The 24950-nt window shown below is 66.2% G+C and carries 20 protein-coding genes; 10 read left to right on the top strand and 10 right to left on the bottom strand.

What is annotated here, in order from left to right; translation table 11 throughout:
* Entirely contained in the window at positions 1-5112 is a 5112-nt protein-coding gene (locus tag SALLO_RS0100790; RefSeq protein ID WP_028566750.1) for a translocation/assembly module TamB, read from the bottom strand.
* Positions 5113-5428: 316 nt separating this feature from the next.
* On the opposite strand from SALLO_RS0100790, the gene pdhA reads away from it, so the two are divergent.
* The 4 genes from pdhA to SALLO_RS14320 are packed head-to-tail and all read left to right on the top strand — an operon-like array spanning position 5429 to position 9936.
* Positions 5429-6583 carry a pyruvate dehydrogenase (acetyl-transferring) E1 component subunit alpha gene (gene pdhA / locus SALLO_RS14315; protein WP_022834433.1) on the top strand — a complete coding sequence of 385 codons (1155 nt, stop codon included), beginning with the start codon at positions 5429-5431 and terminating at the stop codon, positions 6581-6583.
* Positions 6584-6597: 14 nt separating this feature from the next.
* Complete coding sequence (locus tag SALLO_RS0100800) at positions 6598-7620, top strand: pyruvate dehydrogenase complex E1 component subunit beta (RefSeq protein WP_267283240.1); 1023 nt, start codon at positions 6598-6600, stop codon at positions 7618-7620.
* Positions 7621-7673: 53 nt separating this feature from the next.
* Entirely contained in the window at positions 7674-9059 is a 1386-nt protein-coding gene (locus tag SALLO_RS0100805; RefSeq protein WP_022834435.1) for a pyruvate dehydrogenase complex dihydrolipoamide acetyltransferase, read from the top strand.
* Between the two features lie 16 nt (positions 9060-9075).
* On the top strand, positions 9076-9936 hold the full coding sequence (locus SALLO_RS14320) for a metallophosphoesterase family protein (RefSeq protein ID WP_022834436.1): 861 nt from the start codon (positions 9076-9078) through the stop codon (positions 9934-9936).
* A gap of 15 nt (positions 9937-9951) precedes the next feature.
* Here SALLO_RS14320 and ispD read toward each other — a convergent pair whose 3' ends face one another.
* The 5 genes from ispD to SALLO_RS0100835 all read right to left on the bottom strand — a co-directional run bounded on the left by ispD (position 9952) and on the right by SALLO_RS0100835 (position 15249).
* Complete coding sequence (gene ispD / locus SALLO_RS0100815; RefSeq protein WP_022834437.1) at positions 9952-10683, bottom strand: 2-C-methyl-D-erythritol 4-phosphate cytidylyltransferase; 732 nt, start codon at positions 10681-10683, stop codon at positions 9952-9954.
* 15 nt (positions 10684-10698) lie between these two features.
* The gene (gene queA, locus SALLO_RS0100820; protein WP_022834438.1) at positions 10699-11745 is read right to left on the bottom strand and encodes a tRNA preQ1(34) S-adenosylmethionine ribosyltransferase-isomerase QueA; all 1047 of its coding nucleotides are present in this window, start codon (positions 11743-11745) and stop codon (positions 10699-10701) included.
* Positions 11746-11921: 176 nt separating this feature from the next.
* Positions 11922-13322 (bottom strand): o-succinylbenzoate--CoA ligase, encoded by a 1401-nt coding sequence (menE, locus tag SALLO_RS0100825; protein WP_022834439.1) that lies wholly within the window; start codon positions 13320-13322, stop codon positions 11922-11924.
* Positions 13322-14347: an o-succinylbenzoate synthase gene (gene menC / locus SALLO_RS14325; RefSeq protein ID WP_169577861.1), complete on the bottom strand. Its 1026-nt coding sequence runs from the start codon at positions 14345-14347 to the stop codon at positions 13322-13324. The genes menE and menC overlap by 1 nt, the downstream gene beginning before the upstream one ends.
* Complete coding sequence (locus SALLO_RS0100835; protein ID WP_022834441.1) at positions 14347-15249, bottom strand: 1,4-dihydroxy-2-naphthoate polyprenyltransferase; 903 nt, start codon at positions 15247-15249, stop codon at positions 14347-14349. The genes menC and SALLO_RS0100835 overlap by 1 nt, the downstream gene beginning before the upstream one ends.
* 195 nt (positions 15250-15444) lie before the next feature.
* Here SALLO_RS0100835 and SALLO_RS14330 point away from each other — a divergent pair, with 195 nt between their 5' ends.
* Positions 15445-16752, top strand: a complete 1308-nt coding sequence (locus tag SALLO_RS14330; protein WP_022834442.1) for an MFS transporter — start codon at positions 15445-15447, stop codon at positions 16750-16752.
* 13 nt (positions 16753-16765) lie between these two features.
* On the opposite strand, the gene SALLO_RS0100845 is transcribed toward SALLO_RS14330, so the two are convergent.
* Genes SALLO_RS0100845 through SALLO_RS0100855 form a run of 3 tightly spaced genes read right to left on the bottom strand, consistent with a single transcriptional unit; the run spans position 16766 to position 19213 of the window.
* Positions 16766-17521, bottom strand: a complete 756-nt coding sequence (locus SALLO_RS0100845; protein ID WP_022834443.1) for a type 1 glutamine amidotransferase — start codon at positions 17519-17521, stop codon at positions 16766-16768.
* A 23-nt stretch (positions 17522-17544) separates the two neighbouring features.
* Entirely contained in the window at positions 17545-18453 is a 909-nt protein-coding gene (gene era / locus SALLO_RS0100850) for a GTPase Era (protein WP_022834444.1), read from the bottom strand.
* 37 nt (positions 18454-18490) lie between these two features.
* The gene (locus tag SALLO_RS0100855) at positions 18491-19213 is read right to left on the bottom strand and encodes a pyridoxine 5'-phosphate synthase (RefSeq protein ID WP_022834445.1); all 723 of its coding nucleotides are present in this window, start codon (positions 19211-19213) and stop codon (positions 18491-18493) included.
* A 235-nt stretch (positions 19214-19448) separates the two neighbouring features.
* On the opposite strand from SALLO_RS0100855, the gene SALLO_RS0100860 reads away from it, so the two are divergent.
* The 5 genes from SALLO_RS0100860 to SALLO_RS0100880 all read left to right on the top strand — a co-directional run bounded on the left by SALLO_RS0100860 (position 19449) and on the right by SALLO_RS0100880 (position 23346).
* Positions 19449-19910 (top strand): hypothetical protein, encoded by a 462-nt coding sequence (locus tag SALLO_RS0100860; RefSeq protein ID WP_022834446.1) that lies wholly within the window; start codon positions 19449-19451, stop codon positions 19908-19910.
* A gap of 120 nt (positions 19911-20030) precedes the next feature.
* Positions 20031-20960, top strand: a complete 930-nt coding sequence (locus SALLO_RS0100865; RefSeq protein WP_022834447.1) for a hypothetical protein — start codon at positions 20031-20033, stop codon at positions 20958-20960.
* Between the two features lie 57 nt (positions 20961-21017).
* Entirely contained in the window at positions 21018-21590 is a 573-nt protein-coding gene (locus SALLO_RS0100870) for an RsmD family RNA methyltransferase (RefSeq protein ID WP_228702749.1), read from the top strand.
* Between the two features lie 6 nt (positions 21591-21596).
* On the top strand, positions 21597-22097 hold the full coding sequence (coaD, locus tag SALLO_RS0100875) for a pantetheine-phosphate adenylyltransferase (RefSeq protein WP_022834449.1): 501 nt from the start codon (positions 21597-21599) through the stop codon (positions 22095-22097).
* 37 nt (positions 22098-22134) lie between these two features.
* Complete coding sequence (locus SALLO_RS0100880; RefSeq protein WP_022834450.1) at positions 22135-23346, top strand: pyridoxal phosphate-dependent aminotransferase; 1212 nt, start codon at positions 22135-22137, stop codon at positions 23344-23346.
* Here the strand turns inward: SALLO_RS0100880 and SALLO_RS17500 are convergent.
* Entirely contained in the window at positions 23338-24888 is a 1551-nt protein-coding gene (locus tag SALLO_RS17500) for a sensor histidine kinase (RefSeq protein WP_084696084.1), read from the bottom strand. The two genes, SALLO_RS0100880 and SALLO_RS17500, sit on opposite strands and share 9 nt — an antisense overlap.
* Positions 24889-24950 lie beyond the last annotated feature (62 nt).

A 24950-nucleotide genomic window follows, 5' to 3' on the forward strand; every position in this document is an offset into this window, starting at 1 on the left:
CTAATAGGCATACTCTAGCAAGACGTTGAGCCGCAACGACGACTCGCGGCGTTGCAGACGCAGCAGCATGTAGTTGGTGAGTGAGTACTCAAGCGTCACATCGGGCGCTTGGGTCTCGCTGTTTTCCAGGTTGCTGATGTTGGTGACGGGCTGTTGCACCGAGACGTAAAACTGCGGCGTAACGTAGCGGCCTACGGTGAAGTAAGAAGTGCCGCTGGGCTGCACCTGAATGCGCACCACATCGAACCCCAGCCGGCCGGTGGCCAGGTTCTCGACCAACCCGGTCAGCTGTCCGATGGCGAGTTGGGTGGGCAGGCTCCCCCCCTCGCCGCCCGAGGCGCTGAACAGTTCGTCTGCGGGCTGCCCGGTGGCCAGGTACGAGAGAATATTGCGCGTGCTCATGGGCGGATTGGAGCTGAAGGTCAGGTCGAGGTTGTCGGGGCGCCCTTCTACGCTGAGCGTTATGGTTACCTCGGTCGCCTGCACCTCGCGGGCCTGTTTCTCGTACACCGCGGTAAAGTTGATGTAGGGCGTGGTGGGGTTGCCATTGAAGGTGAGCGTGCCCTCATCGACCTGGAACTGCTGGCCGAACTGGGTGATGGTGCTCAGCTCGGGCACCACCTCGATGGTGCCAAACACCTGCGCATCGGCCATGGCCTCCTTCTCCATGTCGAGGCGCCCGGTGAGCTGCAAGCGCATCTCCGGGTTTGACTCGGAGCGCAACCACGTATCGCGCGCAATCTGCACCTGCAAATCCATGGCCAGGGCCTGGTAGGCATCGAACGTGGTGGTATCGGCAGCGGAGAGCCGTAGCCCGAAGCGCCGTTCAACGGCGAGCAAGTCGGTGCGGCTGAGCTGCACGCTGGCCAGCTCGGTGTTCGTGTTGGTGGCTTCGGCAAAGTAGATGTCGGCGCTGCGCACGTTCACCTGGCCATCGAGCGCGGGGCGCTGCGTGGTGCCGGTAAGCCGCACGGCGCCATCGATGACCGTGCCGCGATAGGCCCGCGTGTCGATAGCCAAGAACTCGTTGGCGCGCAGGTCGATGGCATAGGTGCCCAGGGTTAGGTCGGAAAGATTCACGCGGCCATTGCCTTGCAACGTACCGCCGTTTGACGTTTGCACGCGCACGGTTTCGACGCGGACCTGCTCCCGGGCAAAGGCGAGCGTGGCGGCTGCATTCCGGTAGCTGAGGTCAAGCGGCACGACGTAGGCGCCTCCGTCGCGAAGGCGGGCGGTGCCCGAGAGCTGCGGCGTGTCGAGCGTGCCGCGTATGGATAGGTCGGCCTGCAGCACGCCGCGCACATCGGTCACGAGCGTTGGGTCGAGGAACGGGTCGATCCAGTTCACCGCGAACGCGTCGGCGCGCACGTCAATACGCACCGGCCGCTGCTGAATGGCCACGGGCTGCGGGGTGCGCAGGCGCAGATCGACGGGCACGCGGCCCGCGGCGTACAACGCGCTGGTGGTGTCGTTTTCTGGGCTTAGCTGGGCATCGAAGGCAAGGGCAAGGCGGTCGTAGGTCACCTGCGCGGTGCCGCGGCCCACGGGGCGCCCCTCGCTGCGCACGTCAAAGGTCCAGCGGCTGTCGAGTGTGGGGTGAGCGGCTTGGCCGCTCAGCATCGCATGGCCGGTGAGGGTGCCGCCCAGGCCGGGCTTGCCAAACAGCGCGGCAAAGGGTGCAATGTCGACGGCGTAGGCCGAAAGCCCCAGGTGCTGCACGCCGTTGAAGTCGAGGCGCCCGTCCACAGACAACTGTTGCTGGTTGTTGGCCAGCAAGAAGTGCTGGACGTAGTAGGCGCTGGGGCCGATCTCCACTACCGCCGGCTGGGCAAGCTGCCAGGGCGCTTCCGCTAGGCGGAGCGCAAAGGTATCGATGGTGAGGCGCTGCGTAGCCGCCCGCTGGCGCCACGTACCCGTAACCTCGGCCGAGCGTTCGTCGTCGATCGTTGCAGAAGCGGTGAGCTGCGCGGTCGAATCTTCGTAAGCGAGCGTGGCACGGGCGGCCCGAAGGCGCTGCGTGGGGAGGGCAAGGTACTGCACCGCGGCGCGCGCTTCTACGGTGGACGTCCACGGAGCCGATGGGGCGTAGCGGCCGGCGACGTTCAGGTTGACGCGGCCCGCCTGGAACGCGTTGTAGATGGCATTTTCGAGCGTTGCGGTGGCGTCGAAGCGCGGGCGGTCGGCGGTGCCGTATACGTGCGCGGTCATGCGACCCGTCTCCAAGGTGAGCCGCTGTGCCCCGATCAAGCCGCGCAGCGGTGCAATGTTTTGCAGCGTCGCCTGGAGCGTCAGGTCGCTAACCTGTGGCGACTGTTGCGTGAGGGCGATCCCGCCGCGGCCCGTGAGGAGCGCGACGTTGGTTTCAGCGCGCAGCGTATCGAGCCGTAAGAGCCCATCGCGCAGCGCAGCCGCGGCCCGGAGGGAATCGACCCGTAGCTGCTGCAGGCGGCTTCCGTGCACCCACAACTGGGCGGTGGCGGTGGCGGTGGATAGGCGCGTGCCGCGGCCATCGAAGGTGAGGCGGAGCGTGTCGAGGCGGGCGTGCAGCGTGTCGAGTCCGGCCAGGGCGCCCACGTTCAGCGCCCGCGCATGGACGTGGCCGCGGTAGGTGGGCTGCGCGGCGGCGGTGCTGAAGCGCGCCTCGGTGGTGAGCCGCCCGTCGCCTGCAAGGCGCAGGCGCCCGGTGGCCGTTCCGGTGCCCCCGGCGGCGGTAAAGCGAACCGTGCCGTCCAGCACCCGGGCCGTATTGATGGCCGACGTGTCGATGCGCATCGTAGCCTCGGCCGTGAGCGCGGGCCACGAGAAGCCGCGCAGCGATCCCGTCAGCGACCCCGTGAGGGATGTGTGGAAGTCCGGCTGCCCCGCAAGTGCGCCCGCATCGAGCGAACGAAAGGAGCCTTCGGTGAGCGCTGCCGTGGGTACGTCGGCGAAGGGGCGGGCGCGGCCACGCAGGACCAGGGCGCCGGTGGGCGTCTGCAGGCGAGTAGACGCGGTGGCCGCGCCGTTGGCGAGCGTCGCCGATAGCTGTCCGGTGATAAGCCGCTGAAGGTTGAGGCGCGACGTGTCGAGGCGCACGTCCAGCCGTGCCTGCAAGGCGGGCAGCGCCGCGCCCCGCAGGTCGCCCCGAAACGTGCCGTTCAGCCGACTGCTTAGCGCGGCGTTCTGGGTGAGCGCGCCCACGTCAATGCGCTGAAACGTGCCGTCGCGCAGCCGCAGCACGGGCGTAGCAGCAAAGGGCTGGCCGTCCACGCGGGCCGCGAGGCGTCCTTCGTTCAGCAGGGTGCGCACCGTGGCGCGCAGGGCCCCGGCGTTCAAGGAGAAGCGGCTCAGGAGCGAATCCACCCGAAACGCGCCGTACCGGGCCGTGGGCACCGTCAGTTCTGCCGAAGTGGTAAGCGTCTCCGGATCAAACCCGCGGCCTTGCGCCTGCAGCGAAGCCGTGAGCAAGCTCTGCGTGGTGTCGTTGACAAGCGCCGCCACATCCACGCGGTCCAGGCGTCCGGTGGACAAGCGGAATCGTTCGGCCGTGAGGTGGGCATGCCCGGCCAGCTGCAAGGTGCCACGCCCGATCGCCGCGCGCCCCTGCGCATGCAGGCTGTCCGCCCGCAGCGCGCCCGTGAAGCGACCGTGAGCAATTACGGCGCGGTTGACCTTGGAGCGGGCGAAGCGCAGCGTGGCATCCACAGAATCGGCGCCCGCCCCCTGCACGCGCACCGAGCCGTTGAGGGCGGTGGTGAGGCCGCCGGCCAAGAGCGCCTGCACGCGTCCGTCGCGCACTTCCGTCTCCAGGTCGTACGTGGGCCGGTCGGCCAGCGGACGAGCGGTGCCCGCGAAGCGCAGCCGGGCCGCGTTGGTTCGTCCGGCGCCACGCAGCGCCAGCCGCCCCGACGCCCACATTCCATCCAGGTGCAGCGTGTCTACCTGAAGCGTCTGGTAGGCCGCATCCCACACCTGAACCCGCGTGGTGCCGCTCAGCGCCCGCCCCGACGGCCCGCGCACATCCGCCCGTACCGCCACGTTGTACCGGTTTTTGGTTGGATCGGGCGGGCCCAGCAGGCTGGTCGTCAGGCGGCGTACGGTAGCCGTGAGGCGGTACCGCGTGGTGTCGCCCGTGGCCGCGAGCGCCGTTGCCTGCACCGTGCCGCCATCGCCAAACGTTGCCTCCAGCGAACCGCCAAGGCTATCGGCCGCCCCGGCAACCCGTGCATCGATCGTCACGCGCTCAGACGGATCGAGGCCCAGCGCAGGGATCAAGGTCGTGAGGTCGCGGAAGGCAAGCGGCGTGGCGCGAAGCGAAGCGTCGACGTTGTGGACCTGCGGGGCCTGCGCCGAGGGGCGCGCCAGCGTGCCCTGTGCCACCACGTGGCTGTAGGGCGAGCGGAGGCGCAGCGACGCATCGCGCAGGTGTGTGGCCGAGAGCGCGCCGCCCGCAGAGAGCGTGAGGGTGGTGGTATCCTGGGGCAGGTGGGCCGTAAGCCCGAGCGTGTCGAGCGTCACGGCCAGCGTCGAATCGTACCGGAGGGCGTGCATGCGCAGCTGGAGGCCGCGCGTCCGCAGCGTCGAGTCGCCGCGGGGGCTATAGAAGTGGGTGGTAACCCGCCCGTCCGTGAGCGTGGCGGCCTCTACCCAAAACGCAAAGCCGCTCTGCGTCGTGTCGGGGCTGGGCGGCGGCAGGTGCTGCGCCCAGTTCCAGGTGCTGTCGGCGGTTTGGCGGAAGGTGGCCGTGGGGCGTACCGCGCGCGCTTCGTAGATGTGCACCGTGCCCGCGAGCAGCGGCCAGAGGGCATAGCGGGCGCGGAGGGTGTCGAGCGTGGCGAGCGGCGCATGTGGCGTCTGCGTGGTGTCGCGCAGGGTAACGCCGGTAAGCTGCAGGCTGCCAACCCACGTGCCCGAAGCGCCGTCGATGGACAGGGCGGTGCCCGGCAGCGGATTGACGCGCTGCAAGATGGCGCGGGCGGCGCGTGTGGCCACCGCGTCGATCTGAAGGGCAGCCACGAGGACGCTCACCAGCAGCAACACGGCCAGTGCGGTGCCGCCGACGAGGCGAATCAGGGTGCGAGACCACGACGGCGCAGCCGGCGGGGCCGCGTCATCCACGGAAGCGTTAGGCATTAGGCGAGTGGAAAACTGAAGGACGAAATGCCAAGCTACCCCTGTCTACCGATCCCCCCGCAACAGGGTTGCGTTGCCCCTCCGATGGGGCACGCTAAGGGGGTTCGCCGCATCATCCTGGAAGCCCTTCCTACATACGGAAACCACACGGGGCGTTGGATGCGTTCGAAACCGCCGTTGGATCTGTAAGATACAAGCACCGGTATGCGTTTCGGTCTTTAATCAATGATCGCCACGTAGCCACTTGTGCATGCGTCGTCCATCCGAGCGGCGCGTGTGGCATGCTTCCCCTCGACTTTCCTGGACACCGAACGATATGGCAGACGAACAGCAGACGACCACCACCGCCGACGCCGCATCCGACAACGGGGCCGCTGAGAGCGCTGAGGGTCCGTGGACGGATCAGTCGATTGACATTCCAACGGCGGATGTGGAAGAGAGCTTGACCTTCCAGATGTATCCGGCGGACACCTACACGCACGATGACCTGGGCCTCTCGGACGACGATGTCGTTGAGATGCTCCGCAATATGTTGCTGCAACGCCGCTTCGAAGAGCGCTGCCGCCAGATGTACCAGCAGCAAAAAATTTCCGGCTTCCTGCACCTGTATATCGGTCAGGAGGCCGTTTCTACGGGATCGGTGTTTGGCATACGCCTCGGCGAGGATACCGTCATCACGGCGTATCGCGACCACGGCATGGGGCTGGCCATGGGCATGGATCCGGGCCAGTGCATGGCGGAGCTGTTTGGGAAGAAGACGGGCGTGTCGAAAGGAAAAGGCGGCTCGATGCACTTCTTTGATGCGGCGCGCGGCATGTATGGCGGGCACGGCATCGTTGGCGCACAAATTCCCGTAGGCGTGGGCATTGGCTTTGCGCACAAGTACAAGGGCGAAGACAACGTATGCCTGTGCTACTTTGGCGACGGCGCCATCAACCAGGGTGCGTTTCATGAAGCAGCGAACCTCGCCGAGCTCTACGATCTGCCGGTGGTGCTGATTTGCGAGAACAACCAGTACGGCATGGGCACCGCGGTAGACCGCGCCTCGGCCGAGCCGGAGCTGTACAAGCGGGCCACGGGCTTTCGTATGCCGGGCGCGCTGGTGAGTGGCATGGACGTCTTTAGCGTCAACAAGGCCATTCAAGACCATGTGGCCATGGCGCGCGAGGGCCAACCGTCATTGCTTGAAATTCGGACGTATCGCTACCAGGGCCACTCCATTAGCGACCCCGCGAAGTACCGCGCGGACGGCGAGCTGCAAAATCGCAAGAGCGGTGACGCCATCGTTCGCCTGCAGCGTTACGCCACCGATCAGGGCATCCTCTCGGACGACGACATTGAGGCGATGGATGACGAGATCAAGCAGCAGGTGCTCGACGCCATCGAGTTTGCCGAAAACAGCGACTTCCCCGACGAGGACGCCCTCTTTGAGGACATCTACGCGGAAGACAACATGCCGTTTACGCGCTAAACGCGTGACGCTCCATTCCCCTTCGACCCCATTCCGAACCTGAATCTAGCATCATGGCAGAACTGCAACTTCGTGAAGCAATCCGCGCGGCAATGTCGGAAGAAATGCGGCGCGACGACGACATCTTCCTCATGGGCGAGGAGGTGGCCGAGTACGACGGTGCCTACAAAGTGAGCAAGGGCATGCTCGACGAGTTCGGCTCGAAGCGCATCATCGATACCCCCATCAGCGAGCTGGGCTTCGCCGGCCTGGGCATTGGGGCTGCGATGAACGGCTTGCGCCCCATCATCGAATTCATGACGTTCAACTTTTCGTTCGTCGCGTTCGACCAGGTGGTGAACAACGCCACCAACATTCGCTACATGAGCGGCGGTCAGTTTAAGCTGCCCATCGTATTTCGGGGGCCAAACGGCGCCGCCGGGCAGCTGGGCGCCACGCACTCGAACTCCACCGAGGCGGTGTATTCCAACTTTCCGGGCCTCAAGATCATCGCGCCGTCCAACCCGGACGACGCGAAAGGTTTGCTGAAGAGCGCCATCCGCGACGACGACCCGGTGCTGTTCATGGAAAGCGAGCTGATGTACGGGCTGAAGGGTGAGGTGTCTGACGCGGAGGACTACCTGCTACCCATCGGCGTGGCCCGCGTGGCCCGCGAGGGCAGCGACGTCACCTTTGTGGCGCACAGCAAAAGCTACCATGTGGCCATGGACGCGGCCGAGGAGCTCGCGAGCGACGGGTATGAGGCGGAGGTGATCGATCCGCGCACCATCAAGCCGCTCGACATTGAGACCATCGTGCAGTCGGTCATGAAAACGAACCGCCTGGTGGTTGTCGACGAGAGCAATCCGTTCGCGAGCTTCGCCAGCGAGGTGACGCACCAGGTGCAAGACCGCGCGTTCGATTACCTCGATGCCCCCGTGGTGCGCGTCACCGCGCCCGACACCCCGGCCCCCTACGCGCCCAACCTGATGGATGCGTACATGCCCAGCACCCACGACGTCATTCAGGCTGCCCGCCGCGTGCTGTACGCCGACTAAGGCATCGCCGGCGCCCACTTCTCCACCCTACTGAATCCAACAACGCAGAACATATGGCCATTCGTATCGAAATGCCGAAGCTGAGTGACACCATGGAAGAAGGGGTGCTCTCGGCTTGGCTCAAGGAAGAAGGCGACACGGTTTCCGCGGGCGACGTGCTTGCCCAGGTGGAAACGGACAAAGCCACGATGGACGTGGAAGCGTTCGACGAGGGCGTGTTGCTCAAAACGCTCATCGACGAGGGCGAGGCGGTGCCCATTGGCAGCCTCATTGCCGTGATCGGCGACGAAGGCGAAGACATCTCCGACATTTTGGATGATGCAGGAGCCGCCGATGCGGCATCGGCGGACAAAGCGGGCGGTGATGCGCCGGACGAAGAAGGCGCGGCGCCTGCCTCCGACGAAGCGGATACCCAATCAGCAGACACCTCGTCGGATGAAGCCGAGCCCTCGGGCGATGGCGCGCTGCGTGAGCGCACGGCCGCCCCGGTGCCCGCGGGCCGCGATGCCTCGGGCGAGCGCGTGAAGGCGTCGCCCCTGGCCCGCCGCATGGCCGCCGATCATGAGATAGAATTGGCCGATATTGAGGGCAGCGGTCCCAACGGCCGTGTGGTGAAGCGCGACGTGGAGGCCCATCTGGAGGCTGCAGAAGAAGCGCCGGCCCCCGAGCGTGCCGCCGAACCGGCGCCCGCGGCCCAGCCCACCTACGAGATGCCGTCTACGGTGGGCGGCGATGGGCAGCCGGCCTACGAGACGGAAGACATCTCGCAGATGCGCAAAGCCATTGCGCGCCGCCTTGCCCAGAGCAAGTACACCGCCCCGCACTTCTATCTGACGGTAGACCTGGACGTGTCGCGACTCATCGAGGTGCGCGCGCAAATCAACGAGGGTGCCGAGGCAGCCGGCCGACCCAAGGTGTCGTACAACGACTTCATCACGAAAGCCTGTGCGCTGGCGCTGAAGGAGCATCCGTACGTGAACGCCTCGTACCTGCCCGACGAAGGCGAAATTCGCAAACACCGTCCGGTGCATGTGGGCGTCGCGGTGGCCATCGACGAGGGCCTCATCACGCCGGTCATTCGCAACGCCGACCAAAAGGGCCTCGCAACCATTGCGGAAGAAACCCGCACGCTGGCCGCCAAAGCCCGCAACCGTGAGCTTCAGCCCGAGGAGTTTGAGGGCGCAACCTTTACCACGAGCAATCTGGGCATGTTCGGGATCGAGGAGTTCACGGCCATCATCAATCCGCCCAACAGCGCCATTCTGGCCATCGGAGAAATCCGCGAGACGCCGGTCGTTGAAGACGGCGCGGTGGTGCCGGGGCAGCGCATGAAGGTGACCCTGTCGTGCGATCACCGCGTGGTGGATGGCGCCGTCGGCGCGCAGTTCCTGGCCACGGTGCGCCAGTACCTCGAAGAGCCCATGACGATGCTCCTGTAACCCGACCGGGCACCGCATGACGATTGCCCATATCTCGGATATGCATTTCGGGCGCATTGCGCACCCGGGCGTTGTGGACGCGCTCGCAGACGACATCAACGCCGCCGGTATTGATGTTGTCGCGTGTAGCGGCGACCTGACGCAGCGGGCGCGCCGGCATGAGTTTGCGGCGGCGCGCGACTTTCTGGATGCGCTCGATCCGCCTACGCTGGTGGTGCCCGGCAATCACGACACCTATCCGTGGTGGCATCCCATCAAGCGCCTCACCCGGCCGTTGGGGCGCTACCGCCGGTACATCAGCGACGCGGCGCACGCGCAGCACCGCAGCGCCACGCTCTACCTGCTGGGCCTCAACTCCACCCGTGGGTTTACCATCAAGGGCGGGCGCATCCTGCCGTCGCAGCGCCAGCGGATGCAACGCTTCTTTGCCGACGCGCCGTCGTCGGCGTTGCGCGTGCTGATGTTGCACCATCACCTCACCAAGATCCGGGCCCTTGGCTCGCACGACGTGGCCCGCCATGCACGAGCGGCCCTCGATGCCGCGGCACGGGCCGGCGTCGATCTCATCTTATGCGGGCACCTCCACATTTCGCACATCGAGCCGGTGGAGGTGGTGCCGGGCACGCATCGTATCGTCGTGGCCACTGCAGGCACCGCCACCAGCAGCCGGGGGCGGAAGGCAGACCGCGGCGTCAACTTTTACAACCGCATTCGCATCACCGACGAGGCGTTTACCGTGGCCGAGCATCGGTTCGATCCGGCGGACGAGGCGTTTGCAGTGGAGCGCCAAACCACGTTCCGGCGAGCGGACAGCGAGGGGCCCAGTGCATCATCGGCACCGCCGGCCCTGCACGCCCAGCACGAACGCACCGGCTGACGCAGCGGTCTGCTGCTACTGGAGGGGTTCGGTCGACCAGTGGGGCCACAGCTGCTGTGCCAGGGCCCAGTCGCTCGGGGTAGTGACCTTGAAGTTGCGCGCGCTGCCTTCCACGATATGCACCGTGTGGCCCTGCGCCTGCACGAGGCCCACATCATCCGTGCGCGGAGCCTCGGGGGCTGGGGCCTGATGGGCGCGCTCCAGCCACGCCCGCCGAAAGCCTTGCGGCGTTTGCATGCGGTAGAGCCCATCGCGCGGCACGGTATCCTGAAACGTACCGTCGGCGCCGCGGCGCAGCGTGTCGGCCACGGGAACGGCCAGCGCGGCCGCACCATGGGTGCGCGACGCCTCGATGACGGCCTCGATGTAGTTGGGTCGGATAAAGGGGCGCACCGCGTCGTGCACCAGCACCACCTCCACCGGAGAGGGCACGGCCCGCAGCGCATGCGCCACCGAGGCCTGCCGCGAAGCACCGCCGCTCACAACGGCCGAGAGCTTGTGGAGGGCCGCCTCCTGCAGCCGATCCGTGGTGGCTTGCACGTCGGTACTGGGCACGGCCACAATCAAGTGGCCGACGGCGGGGTGCCGGTCGAAGGCGCGAAGCGTTTGCACAAGGAGCGGCGCATCGCCCAGCATCCGAAATTGTTTGCGCGGCCCGCCCAGGCGCGTGCCCCGTCCGGCAGCCGGCACCAGCACCGCCACCTCGTGCGCCTGCGCCGTGTCCGATGCCTCCGTATCGTGCGCCATAGCAGGCCCGTCCGTTTACTTGATGATCATCGCGTCGCCAAACGAAAACAGGCGATATTCTTCCTCCACCGCCTGTTCGTACACGTCCATCATGAAATCGTAGCCGCCAAACGCCGAAACCATCATGAGCAAGGTGCTCTCGGGCCGGTGGAAGTTGGTGATGAGCCGATCCGTAATTTTGAACTCATGCGGCGGATAGATGAACAGGTCGGTCCAGCTCGATCCGGCTTTCAGCATCTCGTCCACCGACAGGCTCGATTCGATGGTGCGCACCACAGTCGTGCCCACTGCCGTGACGGTGTTTTCTTTGGAGCGCAGGGCCTTGTTGACCTTCTCCGCGGTGTCCTCCGGAATCGTGTACTCCTCAGAGTCCATGCGGTGCTTGGTGAGGTCCTCCACGCCCACCGGGCGGAAGGTGCCGGCGCCGACGTGCAGCGTGATGGGCACAATGTGCACGCCCTTCGCCCGCAGCTCGTCCAAGAGCCGATCGGTAAAGTGAAGGCCGGCCGTTGGGGCGGCCACCGCGCCCCGATGCTCCGCAAAGATCGTCTGGTACCGATCGCGGTCGTCGGGCTCTACGTCGCGCTTGATGTACGGCGGAAGCGGCGTCTCGCCAAGCTCCCGAATTTTGGCGTAGAGGTCTTCGTTGGTGCCCTCAAACCGAAAGCGAATCGTGCGGCCGCGCGAGGTGGTGTTGTCGATGACTTCGGCCGTCAGCTCGTCATCGAAGTACAGCTTGTTGCCGATGCGGATCTTGCGGGCCGGATCGACCATCACGTCCCACAAGCGGCTTTCGGGGTTGAGCTCACGAAGCAGGAAGACCTCAATCTTTGCGTCCGTCTTCTGCTTGTTGCCGAAGAGCCGGGCCGGGTATACCTTCGTGTTGTTGACGATCATCACGTCGCCCGCGTTAAAATACTCGGGCAGATCGGTGAAGGTGCGATGGTCGACGGTCTGCTCCGCGCGGTCTACAACCATCAGGCGGCAGGAGTCGCGGGGTTCGGCGGGATACTCGGCTGTGAGTTCTTTGGGGAAGTCGTACTTGAACTCGGAACGCTTCATATACGGCGTAGCTGACAGGTCAGAATGGATGGTGGTCGGGCGCAACCGGCATCTGCTGCGGTTACAGCGCACTACAAACCGACGCCCGGGTCCAGAGATCCCCGCATGTGCGGGGTGGCTGCCCACGGGTTGAATCGCTGTTTGAGGCCCCGGTGCGCGGCATAGCGCGTCCGTTTCTACTCCGCGCGGGCCGCGATGGCGCGTGCGCGCAGGCCGTCGTACGCCACCTTGAGGCCGTTGTGCGCCTCAGCGGGCCATGGCAGGAACGCGTCGGGGGTCATGTAGCGGGGGAGCCGGCGGGCCAGGGCACGGCGCCAGGCGGCGGGGCGCCACGCGGCGGCAGCGACGAAGGCCACCGGGCGGGCGCCGTACGTGGCATCGGGCACATCGACGACCGCCGCGTGCGTGATGTCGTCGAGGGCGTGCAGCACCCGCTCGATGGCTTCGGGCTGGATGTTTTCGCCGCCCGAGACGAACATGCGGTCGAGCCGGCCCAGGACGTGCAGCCGGTTATCGTCGTCTAGGCGGCCGCGGTCGCGGGTTTGGAACCAGCCGTCGGCCGTGCGGGCCGGGTCGAGCGATCCGTCGGGCTGAAGGTAGCCCCGAAACAGCGGGCGCCCCCGCACCTGAATCTCGCCGGTGGTGGCGATGCGTAGGGCGCGGTACGGAAGCACGCGGCCGGCGGTGCGCAGGGCGTCGGGCGCGGCGCCGGGCGGTGTGGTGGTGATCTGGGAGGCCATCTCGGAGCTTCCGTAGCTGGCGTGCACGGGCCACCCGGCAGCGTGGCCTTCCATCAGCAGGTCGTTGGGAAGGGGGCCGCCCCCTAGCAGCACGGCACGGAGCGGGGCGGGCGGCGTGCGGAGTGCCTGAAGGCAGCGCCGGAACTGCGTCGTCACCATAGACACGTGCGTCGCGCGCATTGCCTGCAGGCTTTGGTGCAGCGGCGCGTCGGGGGCCTCAACCACGGTGGCCCCGGCAAGCATGCAGCGGATGACAATGGCCAGGCCGCCCACGTGGTACATCGGAAGGGAGGCCAGCCAGCGGTCGCCCCGGCGGAGGGGCATGTTGACGTGCGCGCCCCGTGCGCTCCAGAAGTGGTTGCCCCACGTGTGCAAAACGGCTTTGGGGGTGCCGGTGCTGCCGGAGGTGAACACCACCGTGGCGGGTAGGTCCAGCGGCAATGACGCGCCGCGCGGTGAGGGGGCCGTTGTGTCGAGCGGTGCGTGGGCGGCCATGTTTGCGTTTCGGGCCGCGGCCCGCAGGGCCTCGTCGGTGCTAAACAGGAGGCGGGCGTCAACCGCTTGGAGGCGCTCGCGCAGCTCGGGGAGGGGCGCGCGGCGGTTGAGGAGGACGGCCGTAGCGCCGGCCCGCCAGATGCCCCACAGGTGCGCGGCAAGCAGCGGCCCGCGCGGCAGGTGAAGCGCCACGCGAAGCGGCGCAGCGGACGTTTGGGCCCGCAACCATTGCGCCACCCCCGCCGCCCGCGCATGGAGCGCAGCGTAGGTCCATCGCCGGCCGGGGCGTTCCCACGCCGCCCGGTGCGGATGCGTGCGGGCGTGGTAGGCCAGCGGATCCATCAGGCCACCTCCAGCGGATACGGCGACAGGCGCGAGGGGTCGACGGTGCACGCGGCGCGGCGCACCGCTCGCAGCGACACATGCGGCACCTCCAACGGCAGCCGGGTAGCCAGCACGTCGGCCTGCAGGTGCCGGTAGGTGTCAAGGCCCACCGGCGCGGTGGCGTAGGCAGCCGACCACTCAACCAGCGCCGCCATGCCGACGCCGCTCTCGTAGGCCGCGCTCAACACCACCGTTTGGTCGTGCGCGGCCGCCGCATCGGCCCACGCGGCCAGCCGGTGCGGCCCGCCAATAAGCATCGGTTTGAGGACGATAGCCGCCGCGTAGGTATGATCGCTGAGGTCCGCAGGCGCCAGCGTGCGCGTGCTTTCGTCAAGCGCTATCGGATACGGCCAATCGGCGGCCAGCGCCGGTAGCTGCGTCGGGTCATCGAGCGGTTCCTCTACATACGCGAGCGTCTCCGCGCCCAGCGCCGCAGCAAACGCCTGCGCCTCGTCCCACGACCACGCCCGGTTGGCATCCAGGCGAAGCGCGCCCTCTGGGGGCATCCGGTCCAGCAGCGTCGAGACGAGCCGTGCATCATTGGCCGGTGCGCGGCGGCCCACCTTCAGCTTGAACACCGTGTATCCATCTGCGCGGTACTGCTCGAACGCCTCCAGCACCGCGTGCGGTGTACCGCTCAGCAGCGCATTGACGGGAACGGTCACATCGTTGGCGGGGCCGTCGCGCTGGGCATCGGCCGCCGCCTGGGCGACACCGCATTGCACCGACGCGCACACATCACCGAGCGCTGTCGTGTCACCGGAGCGCAGCGCCGCGTGGACGGCGTCGGTGGCGAGCTGGTGGAGCGCCTCATCAAGCGTTTCACGGCTGAACCCGGGCAGCGGCGCCACGTCGCCCCATCCCACAGCGCCGTCAGCGGTCATGCAGCGCAGCACGGCGCCGTCGCGGTGATGCACCGTCTGCGTACCAAGGCGCAGCGGGCGCGAGAGCGGAAGGCGGTATCGGAAGCAATCGGTGCGCATCACAACGTCCATCCGATGAAAAAGAGCACGGCGTACAGCGCCAGAAAGCGACCGGTGCCTGCCAGCAGCCGGTTCATGGCGGCCGGATCGTGCGTGGTTGCCACGGCACGCACAAGATACACCGCCCAGGGCGCAAGTACCAGCGGAAGCAGCGCGGCCCACGCGGTGTCTGTCTTGTTCATGAGGGCCACCGGAAGCGCGAGCGCGCCCACAAAGCACGCGCCATACAGCGCCACCGCGGCAGACCGTCCCATCCGCACGACCAGGGTTCTGCGCCCGGCGGCGCGGTCATTGGCCAGGTCGCGAATGTTGTTCACAAGGAGGATGGCCATGGAGAGCAGCCCCGGTGCGAGGCCCACCGCCAGCACGTACCCCGGCAACTGAAGCGCCTGCACGTAATACGTGCCGCCCACCGCAACCGGTCCAAAAAAGATGAGCACAAACACGTCGGCCAGCCCCAGCGATGCCAGCGAGTACGATCCGCCCGCGGTGTACCACACCGCCGACGCGATCGACGCAATGCCCACGGCCACGATGGGCCAGCCGCCGCGGATCATCAGGTAGGTGCCAGCGGCAACGGCCAGCGCAAAGACGGCCACCGTTGCGCGGCGCATGGTTGTAGGATCCACCCAACCGGCCTGGGTGACGCGCAGCGGCCCCACGCGGTCTTCGGTGTCGGCGCCCTGCAAAAAGTCGGCGTAGTCGTTGTGGAAGTTGACGCCCACCTGAATGAGCAGCGCGGCGGTGAGCGCGAGGGCCGCAGCCACCGGATGAAACGCGCCCGCCGAGAGGGCCAGGGCAATGCCCATGAGCACCGGCGCGGCCGCCGCGGGGAGCGTCTTGGGGCGCGCGGCCTGTATCCAAATGTGGGGAACGGAGCGTGGGTGGATGTCGGTAGGCATCGATACGCAAAATCAATGAAAGGGTGTGTCTGAAAATCCACGGCCGGCGGTGCGTTCCACCATGCCCCAAGCACGCAGGCGCAGCCGCCGCGTAGACCGGCGGGCGTCGGGGGCGCTCGAATCGAATCGACAAATTCACGCTTCTCCTGCGCACATCCGAAACTTTCTGCGGGGGCGGCTCGGTCTCATGATGCTATGGCAACCCACACATCACATGACGTTTCGGTAGCGGACAACGCCGGGTACGCGGAGCTCATCGTCGGGAATGGCAACTTCCGGCGGCTCTGGATCGGCACCCTCATCTCGTTGCTGGGCGACTGGTTTAACACCATCGCGCTGTACACGCTCGTCACCACGCTGACGGGCTCGCCGCTCGCGCTGGGTGCGGTGTTTATCACCAAGATGCTGCCGTGGGCGGTGGTATCGCCCCTCGCAGGGGTTATCGTGGATCGGTTCAACCGCCGCCGCCTGATGATTGGGGCCGACATCGCGCGGGCGGTGGTGGTGCTTGGCTTTCTCCTGATCGATCAGCCGGGCGAGGTGGGCTGGCTCTACGTGTTGATTGCGGCACAGGTCGTCATCGGGTCGGTCTTTCAGCCGGCGAAGAGCGCGGCCCTGCCCAACGTCACCACGCCGCGCGAGCTGCTTACGGCCAACGCCTTGATGTCGGCCACGTGGTCGACGATGCTGGCGGTGGGCGCTGCACTGGGCGGACTGGCGACGGAGTGGCTTGGGCCTGAGGCGGTCTTTTGGATCGACAGTGCGTCGTACTTGGTCTCTGCCGTCTTTATCGCCGGCACGCGCATCCCGCAAGACACCGACGCGCCCCAGGGGTCGATGCTCCGCTCCGCGGCCCGCGAAATTACCGACGGTTGGCGGCACCTGCGCACGCATCCGCGGATTGGGCGCATCGCCTTTGCCAAGGCCACCTGGGCGGCCGGCGGCGGGGCGCTGGTGTATCTGCTCGCGCTATTGGGGAACGAGGTGGCGCCGGGTGCCATTGCGGCCGGCATCGGCGTGCTGTTCATGGCCCGCGGCATTGGCACCGGCATTGGACCGGTGGTGGTGCGGGCACTGTTTACCGACGAAAAAACGTGGCCAAGGGTGATGGGCGCGGCCATCGCGGCGTGCGGCCTGTGCTACGCGGCGGTGGTGTGGGTGCCGTGGACCACCGCGTGGCAGCACGTAACGCTGATCTGCGCGCTCATCATCGTTGCGCACGGGGCAAGCGGCGGGAACTGGACCGTCAGCTCGGTGCTGCTGCAAAAGCGGACGGAGGATCGCTACCGCGGGCGTGTCTTCTCCACCGACTGGCTGCTGGTGATGACGGCCGAGTCGGTCTCCATCTTTACGGCCAGCCTGCTGCTTGAGGCCGGGTGGCTGACCCTGGTGCAGAGCTTCCTCGTATTCGGCGGGCTACAAGTGGCCTGCGGGCTGGCCTGGCTGGCGATAGTGGTCCCGCGCGAGCGGGCCGCTGACGACGCGGCCAGGCAGGCGCCGTAACGTGGCGAGGCGCTTATGCGCCGGCGGCGTGGACGCACAAGAAGCGATGCAGCAGGCCGTCTACCGCCGTGGTTGGCGCCAGGCTGTTTAGGACAGCCTCAAATTCTTCCGCGCTGGGCAGATCCTCGCGGTAGTGGTCGCGGTAGTGGATGAGGCGCTCGCGCTCCCGGTCGGCGTCGAGCTCGCTGTGAAATTGCGTGCCGTACACCGGTGCGCGGCGCAGGCGAAAGGCCTGGTGCGGCTGATCGTTGGCGGCGAGTTCTACAGCACCCGGCGGCAGGCGCCGCACGCGATCGTGGTGGCCCATGTTGGCCGTAAAGCGCGCCGGAAATGCACGAAAGAGCGGGTCGCGCCGGCCGGCCGCGGTAAGGTGCACGGTGCGGCAGCCCAGCTCGGCCGCTTCCGGATCGTGCACCACCGTGCCGCCCAGGGCCCGCGCAATCACCTGATGGCCCCAGCACGACCCAAACGTAGGCAGGCGCCGCTCGACCGCCGTTTGCACCAGCGCGAGCAGCGCAGGCATCCAGGGATGGTCGTCGGTGGCCGAGTACGCCCCGGCGCCGCCAATGAGCAAGGCATCGGCCGAATCGAGCAGCGCCGGCGTGAGCGGATCGCGGAGGACGCTGCGCGCTACGAGTTGGGGCGGGCGTAGGCGGCAGCGCTCCAAGAAGCACGTCTGCTCCTGGCGCTCCATGGTGAGGGCGTCGCGGGCCTGCAGCAGCACCACGCGCAGGGCCGCGAGCGATGGATCGGGCGTCCAGGAAGGCATAAACGGGTCAGAACGAAGGAGGATTACGCGTCGCGGTAGCCGTAGGAGCGCAGCATCCGCTCGGTGTCGCGCCAGTTCTCGCGCACTTTTACGTGGAGCTGCAGGTAGACGGGCGACTGCACGAACGATTCGATATCGGGCCGGGCCGTTTGCCCCAGACGCTTAATGGCCGTGCCCCCTTTTCCGATGAGAATGCCCTTGTGCGACTTCTTGTTGACGACAATTTCGGCGTCGATGAAGTCCTTTTCGTCGGTGCGGGCCTCGTAGTCGACCACGTTCACCTGCACCGAGTACGGAATTTCTTGATGGAAGAGCTGGAAGACCTTCTCGCGGATAATTTCGGCAACGAAGAAGCGCTCCGGGTGCTCGCTGATCATATCCTTCGGGTAGAAGGGCGGGCCCTGCGGCAGGGCCTGTACGACGAGCTCCATGAGGCGGTCGAGGTTGAACCCCTTGCGGGCCGACACCGGAATAATTTCCTCGAACTCGCGGTGCTCGGCATACGACTCGACGAGCGGCAGGGCGTCGTCTTGGGGGATGAGGTCGAGCTTGGTGAGCACCAAAAAGGCCCGCCCGCCGCCCAGCTGCTTCAGGCTGAAGGTTTCGGGACGTTGCTTGGTGGCATCGTGCAAGAAGAGGAGCAGGTCGGCATCGCGCACGGCGTGCTCAACCTGGCCCATCATGGCCCGGTGCAGCTCGTACTCCGGCTTGATGATGCCGGGCGTGTCGAGGAAGATGATCTGGTGGGCATCGGAGGAGTGGATGCCGATGATGCGCTGCCGGGTGGTTTGCGGCTTGCGCGTGACGATGGACAGCTTTTGGCCGAGGAGCGCGTTCATGAGGGTCGACTTGCCCACGTTGGGCGGGCCGATGAGCGCGACGTAGCCGCTGGTATGATCGTCGGGGACGGAAGCGAAACCTGAGGGAGGCATAAACGAGGACGCAAAAGAGACAAAAAACGATGAGGCGTTACGCGGTGCGGAGCCGGGCAGCCATGTCGCGCACGGCGGTATCGAGGCCCACAAGGATGGCGCGGGCCATGATGGCAAACCCAATGGAGACCTCGTGCACGTGCGGCACGGCGTCGCAGAAGGCGGCGATGTTGCGGTAGTCGAGGCCGTGGCCCGCATGCACGCGCAGGCCTTCGTCGTGGGCCACGGCGGCCGCTGCGGCAAGGCGCTCCAGCTCGGCTGCGCGCGCATCGGCGGTGCGGGCATTGGCATAGTCGCCGGTATGCAGCTCCACAGCGTTGGCCCCCGCCGCGCGGGCCGCGCGAATGTGCGCGGGCACCGGGTCTACAAACAGGCTGACCTGCGCGACGCCCGCGTCGTACAATTGCGGGACGACCGCCTCGAGACGCTCGGCGTTGGCCGGCACGTCGAGGCCGCCCTCGGTGGTAATCTCCTCGCGGCGCTCCGGCACAAGCGTCGCCAGATCGGGCGCCACGTCGCAGCAAATCGCCACCACGTCGGGGGCGGTCGACAGCTCGAAGTCGAGCTTGCCCGTCACGGTTTCGCGGAGCAGGCGCACGTCGCGCTCGGTGATGTGGCGCCGGTCCTCCCGCAGGTGAAAGACAATGCCGTCGGCCCCGGCGTGCTCGCATCGGGCGGCCGCGTGCACCGGGTCCGGAAACGACTCCGCCCGCGCATTGCGCAGGGTGGCCACATGGTCGACGTTAATTAGGAGATTCATAAGCGAGCTGTTGAACCGAACAAACGGACACGTGTACCCGACGAACCCTGCATGCGGCCCTTTGTTTTGCGGAATGGCGCCGCCGGCCGCTGCCCAAACGGATTTTGCGGATTCTACGGAGGGGAGAGTTGCAATTCGGCGCGCCCCCCTGTATTTTTGGCGATGCTGTCGGATTCATCCGCAGCGATCAGCATACGAATGTCGTTTTTGCCAATCATCATCCACCCACGCGCACATGGCTTTCGGTAGCCAAGGTCTTCGCACAGGCATTCAGGTTGTTCTGGTGCTCCTCATCATTGGGCTCTCATACGTCCTGTACAGATCCATCACGGAACCGTACGAGCGTATCGAGCGGCAACGTCGCATCACCGAGCAGGTGCGCGACCGCATGACGGACATCCGCACGGCACTGGTCGACTACGAGCGCGACAGCACGGTCTTCCCCGACTCGTTGAATCTGTTGCTTCAGCACATTCGCCGCGACTCGGTGCTTAGCACCTACCAAGACAGCGTCTTTGGCGAACCGATCAACCTCGACTCGCTCCTCTACTCTCCACGCACGGGCAAACGTTTTCAGTATACGGTGAACGATACCGGGCGTGTGGGCGTGTACCTGCTGCAAGACCCGGACACCGACGACAAAATTGGAACGTTGGAGCCGGACCCCACGCAAACCAATGCGGCGTCCTGGGAGTAGGTGCGCCTTCAGCGCTCTTTCTTCGCTTGGCAGCTGCATGGATTATGCGTCCGTGCAGCTGTTCGTATGTGCGCCGATCGACCGATCATTTCACAGCGTGTGCCGCTTGGCGTGTAAGCCATGAGCGAATCGATTTTTGCTGCTATCGACCTGTACGGCACGGCGGTGCGGTACGCAGTCATCGATCAGGACACCGATCCGCCGCACCTGCTGCAGGTGGGGGTATGCGACCTGCCGTTTGACGTGGTAGATGCCCTGTTGACGGAAAAAACGGCCGCGGCCATTCCGCGCATTGCGGAGCCGTTAGCGGAACGGCTTGCAGGCATCTCGGCATACGAAGTGCGCGTGCTGGTGCATCCGCCGCACGTGTGGTCATTCTTTTTGCCAATCTCGGCCGAGCTCTCGGTGCGCGACCGAAAACGCCAGCTTTTAAAGCAGGCGGCACTCCTCACAGGCACCACCGAGACGCACCGGCTCAGCCTCACGTCCTCTACGGTGCGCACCACAACCGACAGCGAGGGCGATGCGGTGATGTGGGTGCATGTACTGGCGGTGCGTCGCGCCATTGAGGCCCGCCTCTCGCAGCTGGTGAATGCGCTCGACATTCCGCGGTACACGTGGCAACTGAGCACTGCGGCCGCCGCCCGGGCGGCCGCCACGCAAGAGCTCCGCGAGGTTACCCACGAGCAGGCCCTGCGGCCGTATGCACTCTCGGTGGGCCAATTTCCGGGGCACACCGAGTATGCCCTGGCGCGCGACCGGCAGTGGTACTTTAGCCACCACGCCACCAATGCCGCATCGCCCAACGACCGGGCATACTTTGCCGTGGCGCTGCTCAACCGTCTCGAAATTCCGCTGGACGCGATTGGGCGGCTGTTCATCTACGGATTGGACGTAGACCCGTACGCCTACGCACCGCTCCAAACCATTCTCGACATCGAGCCCGAGATCATGGATCCGGCGTGGGCGGTGCAAATCCCTGATGATTTGCACTTGCCCTCGGCCACACCGGGCCCGTTTGTGGCGTCCATTGGGGGCGCGCTGCAATAGCGCGTCGAACCAAACAGATGAACAGAATGTACGAGTGGTCTCTGTTTATCGCACAGCTTGTCTGCCGTTATGCGAATCATTGCTGGTCAACTGAAGGGCCATGGGATCGACGCGCCGCCCGGGCACGCCACGCGCCCGTCGACGGCGCGCACCCGCGAGTCGCTCTTCAACCTCATCGACAGCCGTATCTACCTGGAAGGCGCCACGGTGCTCGACCTGTTTGCCGGAACGGGTGCCTTGGGGCTGGAGGCCCTAAGCCGCGGGGCCGCCCTCGTCACGTTCGTTGAGCAAGATCCGCAAGTGCTGGACTATGCGCGGGCCAATGCCGAGGCGCTGGGCGTTAGCGACCGCTGCATCTTCATCCCCGGTGATGCGGTGCAGTACCTGGAGCGCTACCAGGGGCCGGCACTCGATCTTATCATGGCCGACCCGCCGTACGAACTCCCGGCGCTGGAGCGTTTGCCGGATTTGGCGTTGGAGCACCTCGACACCGACGGCGTGCTTACCCTTGAGCACAGCACGGACCAATGGTTTGACGACCACCCCCGCGAGATGACCACGCGCCGGTACGGCCGCACGGTCGTAACCCTCTTCCGCCCGCCGCTTGCCCCCGTTTCTGACGACGCGTAGCCCGCTATGGACCGCCAGCTTGCGCTGTATCCCGGCACCTTCGATCCGTTTACGTACGGCCACCGCGACGTGCTGGAGCGCGCCCTTCGCCTGTTTGACCAGGTGGAGGTGACGGTGGGCGTGAATGCGGATAAGCAAACGCTGTTTACAACCGAGGAGCGCATTGCGCTGATCCGCGAGTGCACGAGCGACCTGGACGGCGTGCGCGTCGCCTCGCACGAGGGTCTGATTGTGGACCGCGCGGAGGCGACCGGCGCCGTGGCACTGGTGCGCGGGCTGCGGCAGGTGAGCGACTTCGACTACGAGTTTCGGATGGCCTTCGCAAACCGCAAGCTCGCCCCCGACATCGAAACGGTCTTCCTGATGACCTCCGAAGAGTACGCCCTCATCAGCTCCTCGATGGTGCGCGACGCGCACCGCTGGGAGGGCGACGTATCCAAGTTTGTGCCGCCGCCTGTGGTGGAAGCCCTCCACGCGAAGCGCGCCGCTACAGCCGGGGCCCGCTAAACAGCCGCCCGTTATTTTTATCCAAGAGCCCATTGCCATGTCTACTGCTTCTGCCCTTCGCCTCAACCGCCGCGTGGACGCGATGCAACCGTCGGCGACGCTTGCGATGAAGGCGCGCGCCGGGGCCATGCGCCGCGCGGGCCATCCGGTGATTGCCCTAAGCGCGGGCGAGCCGGATTTTAACACGCCGGCACCCATTCGAGAGGCCGGCATTGCCGCCATCCAAAACGGATTCACCAACTACACCGAGAATGCGGGCATGCCGGCGCTGCGCGAGGCGATCGCCGCAAAGCTAGCGGCCGACAACGGACTCAGCTACAGCGCCGACCAAATTTTGTGCTCCAACGGGGCCAAGCAGTCGGTGGCATTGGGCATTCACGTGCTGTGCGACGCGGGCGACGAGGTGCTCATCCCGGCGCCCTACTGGGTCAGCTATCCCGAGATGGCGCGCTTTGCAGGGGCAACGCCGGTTACGCTACCTACGTCGGTGCACGATGGCTACCGGCTGACGCCCGAAGCGCTTGATGCGGCTATTACCGATAAGACGCGGCTGCTGGTGATGTGCTCGCCCTCAAACCCCACGGGGGCCGTGTACACGCCCGACGAACTCGCGGCCCTCGCCGCGGTGGTGCGCGCCTACGATGGCCTCTACGTGCTATCCGACGAAATTTATGAGCACGTGCTGTACGATGCCGAGCATCGGTCGTTTGCCGCGCTGCCGGGCATGCAGGAGCGCACCGTCACCGTCAACGGCTTCTCGAAGGCGTATGCCATGACGGGCTGGCGCCTGGGCTACCTCGCGGCGCCCGCGCCCATCCGGGACGCGGCGGCAAAGGTGCAGGGGCAGTTCACCTCGGCCCCAAGCAGCATCTCACAGAAGGCGGGCATCGCAGCGCTGGAGATGGGACCGGGCCCCGTGCAAGAGATGGTTGCGGCCTTTCGGCAGCGCCGCGACTACGTGCTGGAGCGCTTGCGCGCCCTGCCGGGCGTTACCTGTCCCGAGCCGCAGGGGGCGTTCTACCTCTTCCCGCACATTGCCGACGTGCTCGGCGCCCGCACGCCCGACGGCACGCGCATCGAGAGCAGCGAAGACCTGTGTTTCTATCTCCTGGAGCACTGCCATGTGGCGCTCGTGCCCGGCGAAGCGTTTGGAGCGCCCGAGGGCATGCGCCTGTCGTACGCCTCGTCGATGGAGGATCTGGAAACGGCCCTCGACCGCATCACCGAGGGCCTGAACGCCCTACGCTGAGTCGGGTGCGGGAAGCGTGTACGGAAGGGTGACGGCGAACGTGCTGCCTTCGCCCTCGGTGCTGTTTAGCTGCACCGTGCCGCCCATGAGCTCGATGAGCCGCTTGGTGATGGAAAGCCCGAGCCCGGTGCCCTCTTGATACGACTGGGCGGCAACCCGCTCGAAAGCGTCAAACACTTGGTGCTGATGCGCCGGTGCAATGCCAGGGCCTGTGTCGGCTACTTCAAACGTGACGCCTGCATCGTGCGCGGCGAGGCGAATCGTGACGCTGCCCCGCTCGGTGTACTTAATGGCGTTCGAGGTAAGGTTCGTGAGGATGCGGTGCAGGGCGCGGGCGTCGTGACGGACCTCGACGGGGTGGTCTGGTACGTCGACGTCGAAGCGCAGCCCCTTACTCTCGGCCATCGGGCGCATGAGCTCAGCGCTCTCTTGCACCTGCGTTACCGCGTCGAAGGACGTGGCATCCAGCGCTTCGTTTTTGCCTTCCAGGCGCGCTAGTTCGAGCACGGAGGTCAGCGTATCTTTGAGGCGGTGGGCGCTTTTCTGGATCAGGTCGGCCATCTCGCCAGCCGATCCGTCAACCTCTTCCCGCAAGACATCCGCAAAGCCCACGATGGAGGTGAGCGGCGTGCGGATCTCGTGGCTCATGTTGGCAAGAAAAGTCGACTTCAGGCGACTCAGCTCTTCGGCCCGCACCTTTGCCTGTTCCAGCTCGCGTTCGTAAGCTCGCCGGGCGGTCACATCTTCAATGAGTCCTTCGTAGTACTGGATGTGTCCGTGCGCATCCCGCACGGCATGGGCGCTTTCCAATACCTCAACGGTAGAGCCGTCGGCACACGCAAGTGTTGCGTTGCGGTTTACAATGCGGTCATTCGCTTCGATTGCTTCTTTAAACGCGTTGCGCTCCACATCGGCGAAGTCGCGCGCCTCCAGGTCGATAGAAGCAAGCGGCGTGTCGGGCGGGTAGCCCAGCAAGGTGAGGAGGGCCTCGTTGGCATAGAGGAGGCGCCCGGACGGCGTAGAGCGATAGACGGCGATGGGCAAAGCCGAGAGCAGCGGCATGCCGGGTTCGTCGGCCGACGCATCAGGCGCGGGGCTATCCATCAGGGCGATGACGTCATCAATCTGGGTCCGCAAGGGCGCGGGCAACGGGGCGTCGGCCAGTACACACAGCCACCGGACGCCGGCCGCGGTGCGAATCGGGCGGCTGTACACGGCTCCGTTGAGGGCGTCGTCCGCTTCGTGGAGGATGTGGTCGGTCGGGAGCAATCGAGATGCTGCCCAGGCGGCAAGGGCATCGCGCTCCGACGTCGGTCCGGCATATGCGACTAGCGACCGCTGGGTCGCTGCCGGGGCAAACACGCCGGTTGGCGCGCCCGCCAGCTGATGGACGACGCGAGCCAGGCGGTGCCACGCCGTGCGAGACGCCCCGGCGTTTTGCGCCGATGGCTGCGCCGTGGGGCGATCGGGCGCGGGCTGTTCGGTTGGAGCAGACCAAGCAGCAGGGGTAGATTTTGCCGTACGGTGGGGAGAATGTAGCATAAGTCAGGGATACGTATGGTGGTACGTTTCGTAACATCAAGCAAGGGGCCTGTAAAAACGCC

The sequence above is a fragment of the Salisaeta longa DSM 21114 genome, from assembly GCF_000419585.1.
Taxonomy (GTDB): domain Bacteria; phylum Bacteroidota; class Rhodothermia; order Rhodothermales; family Salinibacteraceae; genus Salisaeta; species Salisaeta longa.

Excerpts from the sequence above, each read along its gene's own strand:
- SALLO_RS0100790 (WP_028566750.1), bottom strand. The coding sequence starts at position 5,112 with ATGCCTAACGCTTCCGTGGATGACGCGGCCCCGCCGGCTGCGCCGTCG.
- pdhA (WP_022834433.1), top strand. The coding sequence starts at position 5,429 with ATGGCAGACGAACAGCAGACGACCACCACCGCCGACGCCGCATCCGAC.
- SALLO_RS0100805 (WP_022834435.1), top strand. The coding sequence starts at position 7,674 with ATGGCCATTCGTATCGAAATGCCGAAGCTGAGTGACACCATGGAAGAA.
- SALLO_RS14320 (WP_022834436.1), top strand. The coding sequence starts at position 9,076 with ATGACGATTGCCCATATCTCGGATATGCATTTCGGGCGCATTGCGCAC.
- ispD (WP_022834437.1), bottom strand. The coding sequence starts at position 10,683 with ATGGCGCACGATACGGAGGCATCGGACACGGCGCAGGCGCACGAGGTG.
- queA (WP_022834438.1), bottom strand. The coding sequence starts at position 11,745 with ATGAAGCGTTCCGAGTTCAAGTACGACTTCCCCAAAGAACTCACAGCC.
- menE (WP_022834439.1), bottom strand. The coding sequence starts at position 13,322 with ATGGATCCGCTGGCCTACCACGCCCGCACGCATCCGCACCGGGCGGCG.
- menC (WP_169577861.1), bottom strand. The coding sequence starts at position 14,347 with ATGCGCACCGATTGCTTCCGATACCGCCTTCCGCTCTCGCGCCCGCTG.
- SALLO_RS0100835 (WP_022834441.1), bottom strand. The coding sequence starts at position 15,249 with ATGCCTACCGACATCCACCCACGCTCCGTTCCCCACATTTGGATACAG.
- SALLO_RS14330 (WP_022834442.1), top strand. The coding sequence starts at position 15,445 with ATGGCAACCCACACATCACATGACGTTTCGGTAGCGGACAACGCCGGG.
- SALLO_RS0100845 (WP_022834443.1), bottom strand. The coding sequence starts at position 17,521 with ATGCCTTCCTGGACGCCCGATCCATCGCTCGCGGCCCTGCGCGTGGTG.
- era (WP_022834444.1), bottom strand. The coding sequence starts at position 18,453 with ATGCCTCCCTCAGGTTTCGCTTCCGTCCCCGACGATCATACCAGCGGC.
- SALLO_RS0100855 (WP_022834445.1), bottom strand. The coding sequence starts at position 19,213 with ATGAATCTCCTAATTAACGTCGACCATGTGGCCACCCTGCGCAATGCG.
- SALLO_RS0100860 (WP_022834446.1), top strand. The coding sequence starts at position 19,449 with ATGGCTTTCGGTAGCCAAGGTCTTCGCACAGGCATTCAGGTTGTTCTG.
- SALLO_RS0100865 (WP_022834447.1), top strand. The coding sequence starts at position 20,031 with ATGAGCGAATCGATTTTTGCTGCTATCGACCTGTACGGCACGGCGGTG.
- coaD (WP_022834449.1), top strand. The coding sequence starts at position 21,597 with ATGGACCGCCAGCTTGCGCTGTATCCCGGCACCTTCGATCCGTTTACG.
- SALLO_RS0100880 (WP_022834450.1), top strand. The coding sequence starts at position 22,135 with ATGTCTACTGCTTCTGCCCTTCGCCTCAACCGCCGCGTGGACGCGATG.
- SALLO_RS17500 (WP_084696084.1), bottom strand. The coding sequence starts at position 24,888 with ATGCTACATTCTCCCCACCGTACGGCAAAATCTACCCCTGCTGCTTGG.